Source organism: Streptomyces shaanxiensis (assembly GCF_039537145.1).
GTDB lineage: Bacteria > Actinomycetota > Actinomycetes > Streptomycetales > Streptomycetaceae > Streptomyces > Streptomyces shaanxiensis.
Genome location: NZ_BAAAZY010000028.1, coordinates 213,418 through 227,483, shown reverse-complemented (window position 1 = coordinate 227,483; position 14,066 = coordinate 213,418). Strand labels below are relative to the sequence as shown.

Annotated in this window: 11 protein-coding genes; 7 read left to right on the top strand and 4 right to left on the bottom strand. The window is 72.6% G+C overall.

The annotated features are described in order from the left end of the window. The first annotated feature begins 11 nt into the window (after positions 1-11). Positions 12-1,964, top strand: a complete 1,953-nt coding sequence (locus tag ABD932_RS39240; protein WP_345020652.1) for a LuxR family transcriptional regulator AbsR2 — start codon at positions 12-14, stop codon at positions 1,962-1,964. Between the two features lie 32 nt (positions 1,965-1,996). Here ABD932_RS39240 and ABD932_RS39235 read toward each other — a convergent pair whose 3' ends face one another. Further along, positions 1,997-4,564 carry a CHAT domain-containing protein gene (locus ABD932_RS39235; protein ID WP_345020950.1) on the bottom strand — a complete coding sequence of 856 codons (2,568 nt, stop codon included), beginning with the start codon at positions 4,562-4,564 and terminating at the stop codon, positions 1,997-1,999. Positions 4,565-4,712: 148 nt separating this feature from the next. Here ABD932_RS39235 and ABD932_RS39230 point away from each other — a divergent pair, with 148 nt between their 5' ends. From ABD932_RS39230 to ABD932_RS39220, 3 genes are read left to right on the top strand one after another with little or no spacing between them, the layout of a single operon-like run. Then, positions 4,713-6,143 carry a S8/S53 family peptidase gene (locus tag ABD932_RS39230; protein ID WP_345020650.1) on the top strand — a complete coding sequence of 477 codons (1,431 nt, stop codon included), beginning with the start codon at positions 4,713-4,715 and terminating at the stop codon, positions 6,141-6,143. 59 nt (positions 6,144-6,202) lie between these two features. Next, complete coding sequence (locus tag ABD932_RS39225) at positions 6,203-6,778, top strand: RNA polymerase sigma factor (RefSeq protein WP_126389027.1); 576 nt, start codon at positions 6,203-6,205, stop codon at positions 6,776-6,778. Beyond that, a complete protein-coding gene (locus tag ABD932_RS39220; RefSeq protein ID WP_175647315.1) occupies positions 6,775-7,263 on the top strand; it encodes a hypothetical protein in 489 nt (162 codons plus the stop codon). The genes ABD932_RS39225 and ABD932_RS39220 overlap by 4 nt, the downstream gene beginning before the upstream one ends. Before the next feature lie 9 nt (positions 7,264-7,272). On the opposite strand, the gene ABD932_RS39215 is transcribed toward ABD932_RS39220, so the two are convergent. Beyond that, positions 7,273-8,070: an N-formylglutamate amidohydrolase gene (locus ABD932_RS39215; RefSeq protein ID WP_345020647.1), complete on the bottom strand. Its 798-nt coding sequence runs from the start codon at positions 8,068-8,070 to the stop codon at positions 7,273-7,275. Between the two features lie 48 nt (positions 8,071-8,118). On the opposite strand from ABD932_RS39215, the gene ABD932_RS39210 reads away from it, so the two are divergent. Both ABD932_RS39210 and ABD932_RS39205 read left to right on the top strand, forming a co-directional pair. Further along, positions 8,119-8,448, top strand: a complete 330-nt coding sequence (locus tag ABD932_RS39210) for a DUF5713 family protein (RefSeq protein ID WP_345020644.1) — start codon at positions 8,119-8,121, stop codon at positions 8,446-8,448. 5 nt (positions 8,449-8,453) lie between these two features. Beyond that, the gene (locus ABD932_RS39205) at positions 8,454-9,563 is read left to right on the top strand and encodes a DNA glycosylase AlkZ-like family protein (protein WP_345020643.1); all 1,110 of its coding nucleotides are present in this window, start codon (positions 8,454-8,456) and stop codon (positions 9,561-9,563) included. A gap of 5 nt (positions 9,564-9,568) precedes the next feature. On the opposite strand, the gene ABD932_RS39200 is transcribed toward ABD932_RS39205, so the two are convergent. Both ABD932_RS39200 and ABD932_RS39195 read right to left on the bottom strand, forming a co-directional pair. After that, on the bottom strand, positions 9,569-9,868 hold the full coding sequence (locus tag ABD932_RS39200) for a hypothetical protein (RefSeq protein ID WP_345020641.1): 300 nt from the start codon (positions 9,866-9,868) through the stop codon (positions 9,569-9,571). A 172-nt stretch (positions 9,869-10,040) separates the two neighbouring features. Further along, positions 10,041-12,260, bottom strand: coding sequence for an NADP-dependent isocitrate dehydrogenase (locus ABD932_RS39195; protein WP_345020639.1), 2,220 nt, complete (start codon positions 12,258-12,260; stop codon positions 10,041-10,043). Between the two features lie 232 nt (positions 12,261-12,492). Here ABD932_RS39195 and ABD932_RS39190 point away from each other — a divergent pair, with 232 nt between their 5' ends. Continuing rightward, positions 12,493-14,061, top strand: coding sequence for a M1 family metallopeptidase (locus ABD932_RS39190; RefSeq protein WP_345020637.1), 1,569 nt, complete (start codon positions 12,493-12,495; stop codon positions 14,059-14,061). Positions 14,062-14,066: the final 5 nt, after the last annotated feature.

Below are 14,066 nucleotides of genomic sequence, written 5' to 3'. Positions count from 1 at the left end.
TTATTGCCGTGATGCCTTGGGAACGTGACGCGAAGACCCTGGAACTGCCCTGGCCGTTCACCGGCCGGGAGGACGAACTCGAACTGGTCCGAGGAGCCTTGACCGCCGGCCGGCACGGCATCGTGATCACCGGACCGGCGGGCTGCGGCAAGACCCGGCTCGTCACCGAGGCCGTCCGCGGCACCGACTGCGCCCGGGTGGCCGGCACCCCCGAGACGCGCCGGATCCGCTTCGCCGCGTTCGCGCACCTCGTACCCGAGACCGCATCCCTGCACGGCGCCGTCCAGCACCTGTCCGGGGTACGGCTGCTGCTCGTGGACGACGCGCATCTGCTCGACGACGCCTCGGCCGCCCTCGTCCACCAGCTGGCCGTGCACGGACGCACCCGTCTCCTGGTCGTCACCACCGACGGCGCCCCGGTCCCGGGCGCCGTCTCCCGTCTGTGGACCGGCGAACTCCTGCCCCGCCTCACCCTGGAGCCGCTGCCCCGGGAGGAGACCGCCCAACTGCTGGCGGGCGGAGCCGCGGGCGCGGCCCTGGAGCCGCTCACCGTGAACCGGCTGCACCATCTGTGCCAGGGGGACCTCCGGCTGCTGCGCGACCTGGTGGACGCGGTGCGCGAGCGCGGGCTGCTGACCCGGGTCCCGGACCGGGACGAGTGGGCGTGGCGCGGTCAGATGCCGGTCACCACGGCGGTACGCGAGCGCACCGCACCGGTACTCGACCGCACGTGCCCCGAGGAGCGAGCCATCCTCGAACGCCTCGCCTTCGCCGAGCCGTTGCCGCTGGACCTGGAGCAGGACCGACTCGATCTGCACACCCTCGAACACCTGGAGGCCGGCGCCCTGATCCAGGTCGACGACCAGGGCGCCGTCCGCCTCGCCCACCCCCTGCACGGCCCGGTGCTGCGGGCCGCGGCCGGCAGGCTGCGGGCGAGGCGGCTGTCCCGTACGCCGGACCAGTGCGGCCCCGCCGTCGACGCCGAGCGCGCCGCGCTGACCCGCCGCATCGAGCGGGCGGACGTACGGGAGATGCCCACGCCCGTGGGGGAGTGGCTGGTGGCGGAGGGCGCGCCGGTGCCGGCCGGGTACGCGGCCGTACGCGCCCGGTTCGCGCGGCTGCGCGGCGAGCTGCGGGAGGCGGCGGCGTGGGCGCGGGAGGGGCTGCGGGACGGCGGCGACGATCCGTCCTGCCGCCTTGAACTCGCCCTCGCCACAGCGCAGTCGGGCGACACGACGGCCGCGCACGAGATCCTGGGTGGCCGCCCCCACGGGGGTGGGGCGGTCACCCGGCCGACGCCGGCCCGCGGCGACGCCGGCGGGGCTGTCTCGGCGGGCATCGGCGACGCCGAGGGGGCTGTCTCGGCCGGCATCAGCGATGCGGACGGGGCTGTCCCCGCGTACGTCGGCGGTGCGGACGGGGCTGTCGGGGCGCTGACCGGCGAGCGCGACACGGCTGTCGAGGCGCTTGCAGGTGACGCCTACGACGCCGTCCGCCTAGGCACCCCCGAGCTCGCCGCGGGCCGCCTGACGGGTGTCTTCGCCGCGCACGCCGACGCGCTCGCCCAGGGGGACGGTGCCGCGCTCGACCGGGTGGCCGAACAACTGGAGGAGCGCGGCTTCCTGCTCTTCGCGGCCGAGGCGCACGCCCAGGCCGTACGGGCCCACCGCGACCCGCGCGCCGCCCGCACCGCACGCACGCGTGCCGTCGCCCTGGCCCGCCGCTGCCAGGGCGCCCGCACCCCGGCGTTGTCCGGGCTGGTCCTGGGCGAACTGACCGCCCGGCAACGGCAGATCGTCACGCTGGCCGCCGCGGGACTGAGCAACCGGCAGATCGCCGAGAAGCTCACCCTGTCCGTCCGCACGGTCGGCAACCACCTGTACAGCGCCTACGCCCGCCTCGGCGCCAGCGACCGCGGCGCACTGCCGTGGCTGGTGGAGCTGCCGGACGCGCAGCCGGCGTAAGGGAGTTCAGCGGGTCGCCCCGATGAGAAACGTCAGGCCGCCCCGAACGCCGAGAACGCCCACCCCGTCGCCTGGTGCAGCGCGTCGCCCGGCAGTGCCGCCCGGGCGTCGCGCAGTGCCTCCGCAAGGGAGAGGCCGTCGCTCAGGCGCTTGTGCAGCGCCAGCATCAGCGGCACCACCGCGGCGTCGTTGACGGGCGCGCTCGCCGCCACCACGCCCGCCGTGCCCAGCGGCAACAGCGCGGTGACCAGGCCGAGCAGTTCGTCGGCGCCGACGGAGGCGAAGCGGGCGGTGTCGCAGCAGGAGAGGATGATCCGGTACGGGCTGCGGTCCAGGCGCTCGAAGTCGTGCACGACGATCGGCCCGTCGGCCATGCGCAGCGACGAGAACAGGGGGCTGTCCGCGCGGAACGTGCCGTGGGCCGCGATGTGGGCCAGCTCGGCCCCGTCGAGTTCCTCCAGCACGCGGGGCACGCGCGCGTCGGCGTGCTCCAGGACGACCGCACCGCGGTACCGGCAAGCGAGGTGCGGTACCTCCGCGCCGCCGGTCGCCAGTCCCGGCCCGCGCACCAGCACCTGACGCCCGCCGGGCGGCGGCTCGGTCTCTCGTGCGCGCAGCCAACTGCTGGCCGACGGCGACACGCTGAGCACGCGTTCGCGCAGGGACGGCAGCAGCGCCCACGGCACCCGGTGCAGCCGGGCGGGCGGTACGACCACGACGGGGCCGTCGCCCAGATGGGCCGCGGCCGGACCGAGCAGCAGCTCCTCCAGGCGCCGCCCCGCGGCCTCCACCACCGGCAGCCGCCCCTCCGCACCAGGGTGGGCCAGCCGCCGCAGCCCGGCCTGGACGTGCTCGGCCTCCCTCTCCGCCTCGGCCAGCAGCCCGGCCTCGAACCGGCGCACACGCCCCTGCCCGCACAGCAGCACCTGAACCCGCCCGTCCAGCACGGCGAGTTCGGCCAGCAGGACGTCGTCGCCCAGCCGCTGAAGCAGTCGGCCCGGGTCGAAGCGGTAGCCGTCGCCGGGCGTGTCGCCGCGCAGATGCAGCGTCCGGGACCGGATCTCCCGCTCCAGGCGTCGCTGTTCGCGCTCCAGCGCCGGAACGGGCCGCGCGTCCATACGCGCTTCCTCCGCGCGGGCCGCGATCACCCGGAACGCGGTCAGGGCGCCCTGCAGCTCCGGGTCGGCCGGCGGCCGGGTCGGCGGGGTGGACAGCGCGGTGGCCCGCCAGCGCTCGCTCCACACCAGCAGCCGCCGCGGACTGCCGGAGTCGAGGCTGGCCTGCTGGGCCAGTGCGGCGAGTTCGGCGCCCTGCTCGGTGGCGCGGGCCCGCAGTTCCGACGCGCCGAGCGTCATCCGGTGGGCGTCCAGCACGTCCAGGCCACGCCGACAGGCCTCCAGGACACCCCGACCGGACCCCGCCGCCCGGGCCCGCAGCGCCTGCGCCGCCCAGCCCGTCATCCGCGCCAGCGGCGGACCGCTGCGCCGGCTGCGGGCGGCGACGGCCAGATGCTGCTCGGCGTCGGCCCGCCAGCCCAGGGTGAGCGCGATCCGGCCCGCGAGCAGCGAGGCCTCCGGCGCGGCCGGCGCGCCGAAGAAGGCCAGCCGCTCGGCGACCGCCGCCGTGTCGGCCACCAGCCGCCCCGAACTGCGCCCGGCGGCCACCCGCGCCTCGATCAGCACCAGCCGGGCATGCGTCTCCCACCAGCTGCGCCGCTGCCCGGCGAAGAGCCGTACGGCCATGTCGGCGCGCGCGATCGCGGTGTGCGCCTCGCCGGCCAGCCGGGCGGCACGCGCGGCGGCCAGCAGCAGCTCGGCCTTGCGGGTGGACTGGCCGCCGATGCCGTCGAGCACGGCGATCGCCGCGTCGGCCTCGGCCAGCGCCTCCGGGGCGAGCCCCGCGGCCATCAGCACCTCGCAGCGACGGATGTTGAGCATGAAGGTCGGCGTGCCCAGCTTGGCGTACCGCTCCTCGGCCTCGTCGAGGAGCCGCAGCGCCGCCGGAATGTCGCCCGACCGGAACGCGGCGAGCCCCCGGCTCTCCACCGCGTCGGCCTTGTCGTGCTCCTGGCCCGTGGTGTCCCACAGCGCCTCGGCCGCGGTGAAGTCGGCGTCCGCGCGGTCCACCGTGCCCAGCGCCAGATGCACCGTCGCCCGCAGCGTCAGCGCGCGCGCCGTCCAGATGACGTCCTCCGCCTGCCGCAGCACGGGGATCGCCTTGCGCACGTCCTCCAGCGCCTCGCGGTGGTGGCCCAGGACCCAGCGCGCGTAGGCCCGGCGGAACAGCACCCGGGCGCGGGTGTGTCCGCTCCCGCGCGCGACCCCGCGCTCCAGCGCGGCCAACCCCTGCTGCGTGCGCCCCGCATGCACCAACGCGACCCCGAGCGCCGCCAGGACGTCCGCCTCCCGGTCGGCCGATTCCGCGCGTGCCGCGAGATCCCGGGCACGCCGCAGGTGATGGAGGGCGAGGCGCATGTCGCCCCAATCCCGCTGCCAGATGCCGATCACCTGGTGGGCGACGGAGGCGTGCAACGGCGACGGATCGGCGTCGAGCACCCCTTCCGCCCTCGCCAGTGCGTCGTTCGGGGCGGCGAACACCATCGGCAGCAGTTCGAGAACCGAGTCGCTTCCCGCTGTCACTCCACGGATGGTAGTTGCCACGGAACCGTGCCACACCGGTTTGGCGCTGTATCAATCAGTGACCGCACGGCTCTGACTGACGAACGTCGCCTCAGGGGGAGGACCCGCCATGGCACCACAGCGATTCCACGAGCAGTTCGAGCAGATCCAGCGCTCCATGCCCGACGTCCCCCTAGCGATGGGGCCGGACGACTCCGCCGAGTTCATCTACGAGAAGGGCTATGTGCTCGTCCGCGACGGTGAGGACGCCCGTCTCGTCGAGGACACCGTACGCGCGCACTTCACCGCCGAGCCCGAACTGGTGCAGGACAACGTGCGCCGCGCGAGCCCGCAGACCAACCGGTCGGGCATCACCCGTATCCAGGTCGGCGACCCCGGTGAGGGCGACCGGGGCGGCGACCGCCCCGTCGCGCACGCCCTGCGTGCCCTGCGGGAGACCGAGGGCCGCGCCGGACGCCGGCTGGTCAGCCGCAACCACCTGGTGTCGATCGCGGTCAACTCGTGCCCCGGCGACGAACCCGCCCCCGTCGCGCAGGCCGAGGGACTCAACCCCGCGGTGGCGGAGGGCACCCACGACGCGGACAGCGCCGTCGGCGTTCTGGTCATCGACACCGGCCTGATGCGCGACTTCCGCTCCTCCCCGCTGCTCGCCCACACCGACGGCGACGCGCAGATCAAGGAGTGCGACGACGACGGCGTCCTCCAGCAGTACGTCGGCCACGGCACGTTCATCGCCGGACTCGTCGCCGCCGTCGCACCCAACACGACCATCACGGTCCGCAACTCCCTCAACGACGCGGGCGCCATCCTGGAGTCCGAGTTCGGCGAGAAGCTCTTCGAGGCCGTCGATGCGGGCGGCTGGCCCGACATCCTCAGCCTCTCCGCCGGCACCTCCAACGGCCGCACCGATGGTCTGCTCGGCATCGAGGCCTTCATGCAGGAGCTGCGCGAACAGCGCACCCTGCTCGTCGCCGCGGCCGGCAACAACGGCAGCGCCACGCCGTTCTGGCCCGCCGCCTACGCCGACCTGTCCGACTACCAGGACGCGGTGCTGTCGGTCGGAGCACTGCGCGGCGACGGCGAGTTCGGCGCCTGCTTCAGCAACCACGGCGCCTGGGTGAAGGCCTACGCGCCCGGCGAGCGGCTCACCAGCGTCCTGACCGGCTTCGACACGCCCGTGCCGTACGTCTACCAGCACTCCACCTACGACACCTGCCGCTACGGCTTCGGCTACTCCTGCACCTGCGTGTCCCCGCGCCACACCGGTGTGTTGAGCGAGCAGGGCGGCGCCACCAAGCCCGACCAGGTGATGTTCGAGGGATTGGCGCACTGGAGCGGCACGTCGTTCGCCACCCCCCTCGTCGCCGGCATGATCGCCGCCCACATGACCGCACAGCAGGAGAGCGACCCGCGTGTCGCCCGGTACAAGATGCTCGCGGCGAACTCCGGGTACGCGGAGGTGCGGGGGGCGCACGTACCGGCACTTCGCCCCCCGACCTGGCGCCCTGTGCCCGTCATGCAGCCGGCTCCTCGGTCATGAGGGTCGGAACCATCCCCTCCGCGGCGTACGATGACTTGCCGTACACGAGGGGTGGGGCTGTGGACCGAGCAGATGTCGGTGCGCTGGTCCAGTCCGCCGTCGACGGCGACGCGGCGGCCTGGAAGGCGCTCGTGGAAGGGCTGAGCCCACTGGTGTGGTCGGTCGTGCGCGCGCACCGACTCAACGACGCCGACGCCCATGAGGTCTACCAGACCGTCTGGTTCCGCTTCGCCCAGCACCTCGGGCGCATCCGTGAACCCGAGAAGGCCGGGTCATGGCTCGCCAGCACCGCACGGCACGAGTGCCTGAAGGTGCTCAAGAGCTTAAGGCGGCTGACGGTGACGAGCGATCCGCAGCTGCTCGACCGGGTCAGCGAGGACCGTACGCCCGAACAGTCGCTCCTGGACTCAGAGGAGGCGGCCGCCGAGACCGAGCGCATCCGCTGGATGTGGCAGGAGTTCGAGGAACTCGGCGAACGCTGCCGCCAGTTGCTGCGCGTCCTGATGGCCTCGCCGCCGCCCAGCTACCAGGAGGTGTCCGCCGCACTGGGCATCGCCGTGGGCAGCATCGGGCCGCTGCGCCAGCGCTGCCTGCGCCGACTCCGGGCCCGACTCGACGCGCGGGGGGCGCTGTGAACGACGACACGCACGACGAAGTGACGGGCGACGAGCCCTTCGGCGACGACGGGTTCGACGTCGAGCTGCTGGAGGAGGAGCTCCGGCAGGCCGCCGCCATCCTGGACCCCGTGCCGGCCCAGCTGCGGCAGATCGCCGTGGAGGCGTTCGCGCTGCACGACCTCGACGCCCGTATCGCCGAGTTGACGTTCGACTCGGTGGTGGACGCCATTCCGGTCAGGGGAGCGACGGACGTCCCGCGGATGCTGACCTTCCGCGCGGGCGAGGTGACCGTCGACGTGGAGGTGACCGCGCAGGGGCTGATGGGGCAGGTGCTGCCCCCGCAGCAGGCGCGGATCGAGGTGCTCGGCGGCCCGCAGACGGCCACGCCGGTCGTGGCCGACGACATGGGCCGCTTCACCAGCTCCGCACCCCCGAACGGGCCGTTCGCCCTGCGGCTGCGCACCGGCGGGGAGGTCGTGGTCACGGAGTGGCTGCGGGCCTGACCCACCGGGTCAGCGTGCGGCGGCGTCCACCAGCGCCGTCAGCGCCCGCGCGAGCCGGGTGAGTCCGGGACCTGCCGGACCGCCCGGCTCCGCCATGTACGTGTCCCGCCGGAGCTCGATCATCAGGGCACTGACACGGGGATCGCGGCCGTAGAACTCCAGCGGGACGTACGTGCCGCTGAACGGACTGTCCAGCCCCGTCTCCCCGCACGGGGCGAACGCCTCCCGGGCCGCGGCGAGCAGCTCGGGCGGCGTGTGGAAGGAGTCGGTGCCCAGGCAGACCGGCGGGCGCGGGCCCGCGCCGTGCAGCTCGTACGGGAGCGGCGCGGTGGGATAGGAGTGCACGTCGATGATCACGGCCCGTCCCGTGGCGGTCAGCCGCTGCGCGACGGCGTCGGTCATCGCCCGGGCGTACGGCTCGAAGTAGCGGGAGATCAACGGCGCGGGGTCGAAATCGTCGGGCCGCAGCGCCTCCCGATGCGTGGTTCGCGTGTACACGGCGCCCATTCCGACGGCGAGCATCTCCTCCCGCTCGTCCGGGAACCGCTCCGGGTCGACGACCAGCCGGGACAGCCGGTTCACGAACCGCCACGGGGTGACCTCCGCCGCGGCGGCCGCCTCCTGCGCGAGCCGCGCGGTGTGCGCGTCGACGATGTGGTCCAGCTCCCGCTCCAACGCGGAGTCGTCCAGCACGATGCCCGCGCGCACCCCGGGCGGTATCTCCCGTGCCGAGTGCGGCACATGGAGGATCACCGGCGACTGCGCGGCGCCGGGGAGCAGCTCGAACGACGGTACGGCAGAGGTCATCAGGGCTGCTCCCGGGGCGTTGTCAGTGGCGTGGTGCACCATCACAGCATGAACATCAGCAACCAGCAGGTGAGCGCACACCCGTTCCTCAAGGGGCTCCACGGGGACGGCTACTACCCCGACCACGCGGTGGGCCGGGGCAAGGAGATCCTGCTGCGCCTGTGCGAGCGCATCGAGGCGGAGCGGCCGGCCGACCTTGCCGCGCTGTACGTCCTGACGCAGGCGGCCACCGACGAGTTCAACGACCTTCAGGACGACGACTTCGACATCGAGACCGTGGCCCGGGAGGAGATAGCCGAGGAGTTCTGGTTCGTGGCGAACGCCTACGGCTTCGCGGACGCCGATGCGGAGGAACTGATCGCCACCCGGGACTGGTGACGCGGATGACCGTCCACGAGCTCTCCAGGGCCGACGCCCGTCGAATCGCCGTACGCGCACAGCTCCTGGACGGCGCTCGGCGGCCGAGCGGGCTGCTGGATGTCGTACGACAGCTGACCCTGCTCCAGGTCGACCCGACCGCCGCCGTCGCGCCCAACGCCGACCTCGTGGCGTGGAGTCGGCTCGGGTCCTCCGGGTACGCATCGGCCGAGCTGAGCGCCGCCCTCGCCGACCGGACGCTGCTGGAGCTGCGGGCGATGATCCGGCCCGGTGAGGATCTCGCGCTGTACCGCGCCGAGATGGCCGAGTGGCCCGAGCGCGGGACGCCGACCTCCTGGCGTGAGTATCACCGCGCGTGGGTGGCGGCCAACGAGGCCTGCCGCCGGGACATCCTCGTCCGGCTCGGCGCCGCGGGGCCGCTGCCGTCCCGCGAACTGCCCGACTCCTGCGCGCTGCCGTGGCGGTCCAGCGGGTGGAGCAACAACCGCAATGTCACCAAGCTGCTGGAGCTCATGGTGCAGCGCGGCGAGGTCGCCGTGGCGGGACGGACGGGTGGTGACCGGCTGTGGGACCTGGCCGAGCGCGTCTACCCCGACACACCCGCGGTCCCCGTGCACGAGGCGCTGCGCCTACGGGACGAGAGACGGCTGCGCGCCCTCGGCATCGCCCGCGCCCGTGGCCCGGAGTGCCAGGTGGAGCCCGCGGACGTGGGGAACGCCGGTGAGCCGGCCGTCGTCGAGGGCGTACGGGGCAAGTGGCGTGTCGATCCTGCCTGGTTGGGGCAGCCGTTCGTCGGGCGCGCCGCCCTGCTGTCGCCGTTCGACCGGTTGATCCACGACCGCAGGCGCACCACCGAGCTCTTCGGCTTCGACTACCAGCTGGAGATGTACAAGCCGGCCGCCAAGCGCCGCTGGGGCTATTTCGCCTTGCCGATCCTGTACGGCGACCGGCTGGTGGGCAAGCTCGACGCCACCGCCGACCGCAAGGCCGGGGTGCTGCGGGTCGATGCCGTGCACGAGGACGAGCGATTCACCCAGGCGATGAGCGCGGAGATCGGCCGGGAGATCGAGGACCTGGCCCGATGGCTCGACCTGGAGCTCGTCCTTCCCGACTAGACGTGTCAGGCGCCGCCACTGACGCCGGGTACCACGAAGCGCCGGTGCAGCGGCGAGAACCGCGCCTCCGGCTCACCGGGCATGCCGGCTTCCTGGACAGCCGGCGTCAGCCGCTCGGCGAAGAACCGCTCGAAGTCCGCCTGCGCATCCCATACGTCGGTGACGTGCAGCGCGCCCTCGTCGAACCAGGCCACGTGCAGGCTCAGACCCTCCGGCACCTGCTCCTCCCAGCGCACCGCGTCCCGGACGGCTTCGTACTGCTCGGGCGTCGCTCCGGGCCAGCGCAAGGACAACACAACAGCCATGGGCCTGCTCCTTTGCTTCGGCTTACCCCGCCCAGTAGACCGGCCCACGCCACCGAACTCCCGCCGTGGTACGCCGTTCGTGCGGGACAGGCCGGACATCACGGCTCTGCCCCGGCCGGGCAGTGTGCCGACCGGGGCAGAGACGCTGAAGCGGGCCCGTGGGACCCTCGCGTCAGCTCAGGGACGCGAGCGCCTCGTTCCAGGTGGCCGACGGGCGCATGACCGCGGCGGCCTTGGCCGGGTCGGGCTGGTAGTAGCCGCCGATCTCGGCCGGCTTGCCCTGGACGGCGTTCAGCTCGTCGACGATCTTCTGCTCGTTGGCGGTGAGCGTCTCGGCGAGCGGGGCGAAGGCCTTCGCCAGGTCCACGTCGTCGGTCTGCTTGGCCAGCTCCTGCGCCCAGTACAGGGACAGGAAGAAGTGGCTGCCGCGGTTGTCGATGCCGCCGACGCGACGGGTCGGGGACTTGTCCTCGTTGAGGAAGGTCGCCGTGGCGCGGTCGAGGGTGTCCGCGAGGACCTTCGCGCGGGTGTTGCCGGTGGCGGTCGCGTACTGCTCCAGGGAGGGAACGAGCGCGAAGAACTCACCGAGGGAGTCCCAGCGCAGGTAGTTCTCCTTGACCAGCTGCTGGACGTGCTTCGGCGCGGAACCGCCGGCGCCCGTCTCGAACAGGCCGCCGCCCGCCATCAGCGGGACGACCGACAGCATCTTGGCGCTGGTGCCCAGCTCCAGGATCGGGAACAGGTCGGTGAGGTAGTCGCGCAGGACGTTGCCCGTCACCGAGATCGTGTTCTCGCCGCGGCGGATGCGCTCCACCGACAGCTTGGTGGCCTCGACCGGGGCGAGGATGCGGATGTCCAGGCCCTCGGTGTCGTGCTCCGGCAGGTAGGCGTTGACCTTGGCGATCAGGTTGGCGTCGTGCGCGCGGGTCTCGTCCAGCCAGAAGACGGCCGGGTCGCCGGTGGCGCGGGCGCGGGTGACGGCCAGCTTCACCCAGTCCTTGATCGGCGCGTCCTTGGTCTGGCAGGCGCGGAAGATGTCGCCCTCGGCGACCGGCTGCTCGATGAGCACGTTGCCGGCCTGGTCGACCAGGCGCACCGTACCCGCGGCCTTGATCTCGAAGGTCTTGTCGTGGGAGCCGTACTCCTCGGCCTTCTGCGCCATCAGGCCGACGTTCGGGACCGAGCCCATCGTCGACGGGTCGTAGGCGCCGTTGGCGCGGCAGTCGTCGAGCACGGCCTGGTAGACACCGGCGTACGAGGAGTCCGGGAGCACCGCGAGGGTGTCGGCCTCCTGGCCGTCCGGGCCCCACATGTGGCCGGAGGTGCGGATCATGGCCGGCATCGAGGCGTCGACGATGACGTCGGACGGCACGTGCAGGTTGGTGATGCCCTTGTCGGAGTCGACCATGGCCAGCTCCGGACCCTCGGCGATCTCCGCGTCGAAGGACGCCTTGATCTCGGCGCCGTTCGGCAGCGCCTCCAGGCCCTTGAGGATGCCGCCCAGACCGTCGTTCGGGGACAGACCGGCGGCGGCGAGGGCCTGGCCGTACTTCTCGAAGGTCTTCGGGAAGAAGGCGCGCACGACGTGGCCGAAGACGATCGGGTCGGAGACCTTCATCATCGTCGCCTTGAGGTGCACGGAGAACAGCACGCCCTCGGCCTTGGCCCTGGCGACCTGCGCGGTCAGGAACTCGCGCAGCGCTGCGACCCGCATCACGGAGGCGTCGACGACCTCGTCCTTGAGGACCGGTACGGACTCGCGCAGGACGGTGGTGGTGCCGTCCTCGGCGACCAGCTCGATCCGGAGCGAACCCGCCTCGGAGATCACGACGGACTTCTCGGTGGAGCGGAAGTCGTTCTGGCCCATGGTCGCCACGTTCGTCTTGGACTCGGAGGCCCAGGCGCCCATGCGGTGCGGGTGGGTCTTGGCGTAGTTCTTGACCGAGGCGGGGGCGCGGCGGTCGGAGTTGCCCTCACGCAGGACCGGGTTCACGGCGGAGCCCTTGACCTTGTCGTAGCGGGCCTGGATCTCCCGCTCCTCGTCGGTCTTCGGGTCGTCCGGGTAGTTCGGCAGCGCGTAGCCCTGGCCCTGGAGCTCGGCGATCGCGGCCTTGAGCTGCGGGATCGACGCCGAGATGTTCGGCAGCTTGATGATGTTGGCGGCGGGCGTCTTGGCGAGCTCACCGAGCTCGGCCAGGGCGTCCGGGATGCGCTGGTCCTCGGTCAGGTACTCCGGGAACACCGCGATGATGCGGCCGGCCAGCGAGATGTCACGCGTCTCCACGGCGACACCCGCCTGCGAGGCGTACGCCTGGACCACCGGCAGGAAGGAATACGTCGCCAGGGCCGGGGCCTCGTCAGTGTGCGTATAGATGATGGTCGAGTCAGTCACCGGGTGCTCCGCTCCACGTCTGCAACATTGCTCGACATCAAGATATCTCGTGATCGACCTCGGCTCGACAGGGGTCCGCACAGTGGTGCGGTATCTGCGCCGACATCTTGGATCCGCGCAAATGGAGGCACCGCCTCCGTGCAACCGGATCGCCTGATCGCAGAGTCATGTAGGGAGATCACCGATCCGGCGGCCGGGCCTGACCATCCGGCTGCCCCAGCGAAAGCGGACCATGAGATATCGCACCCGAGTGACGGCCCCCGCGGCCGCCCTGATCGGCACGGCAGCGGCCCTCGCCGCCGCCCCCTCCGCCCACGCGGCACCGACACGCACGGGGACGTCGGCCGCCAAGACCTCCGGCACCCCGGGCCCCGAGACCCTCGGCGACCCCGTCTACCCGGCCCTCGGCAATGACGGCTACCGCGTCGCGGCCTACCACCTCGACTTCTCCTACGACGCCACGACCCGCCTGGTCGATGCCACCGCGACCCTGCGGATCCGCACCACCCAGGCCCTGACCCGCTTCTCCCTCGACGCCCTCGGCCTCGACATACGCGCCGTCCGCGTCGGCGGCCGCACGGCGACGTACGAGCAGGTCGGCGAGAAGCTGCGCATCACGCCGGCCCGGACCCTGCCCGCCAAGTCCGGGGTCACCGTCTGCGTCGAGTACTCGGCGGATCCGCGCCGTATCCTGCCGCCGCACACCGGCTGGGTCGACACGCTGGACGGGTTCGCAGTCTGCTGCCAGCCGAACTTGGCCCACACCGTCTTCCCGTGCAACGACCACCCCTCCGACAAGGCCGACTTCACGTTCCGCATAACCGTCCCCGGCGGCCTGCGCGGCGTGGCCACCGGCCTGCTCGTCCGCACCGAGAGCCTCTCCGGCGGCCGTACCGCCTACACGTACCGCTCCCGCGAGCCCATGGCCACCGAACTGGTGCAGATCACGGTCGGCGACTACGTGATCAAGGACCGGCAGGGCCCGCACGGCCTCCCGCTGCGCGACGTCGTCCCGGTCGCGCGCGCCGAGGCACTGGAACCGGCGCTCGCGCTGACGCCGAACCTGGTCGAGTGGCTGGAGGCGCGGCTCGGGGCCTACCCCTTCGAGACGTACGGCCTGCTGCCCTGCAACTCCGACGCCCCGAACGCCTTCGACTTCACCGGCCTGGAGACCCAGACCCTGACCATCTACAAGCCGAACTATCTGCTCCAGGCGGAGCCGAAGATCGGCTCGCACATGATGCACGAGCTGGTCCACTCCTACTTCGGCAACAGCGTCAGCCCCGCCTCCTGGGCCGACCTGTGGATCAACGAGGGCCACGCCGACTTCTACGGGCTGCTCTACCGCTACGAGCGCGGCTGGCCGGACTCCCTGGGCATGACCACCCTGGAAGCCCGGATGAAGCACACCTACGCGCAGGGCGACCAGTGGCGGCGCGACTCCGGGCCGGTCGCCGCGCCCAACGCGGCCAACCTGTTCGACGGCCAGCGCTACCTGGGCGGCGTGCTGGTCCTGTACGCGCTGCGCAACCTCGTCGGCGAGAGCGCCTTCAACGCGCTGGAGCGCGCCTTCCTCGACCGGTACCGCAACTCCTCGGCGTCGACGGCCGACTACATCGCCGTCGCCTCCGAGGTCTCCGGTCAGGATCTGTCCGGATTCCTTCGGGACTGGCTGTACGGCACGAAGACGCCGCGGATGCCGGGGCACCCGGACTGGACGGTCACGCCGGTGAACCCGGCGCTCGCCGCGCCGCACAGCCGTAAGCGCAGCCGCTCCCACGACAACTCGGCCACCCTGTAGGGACG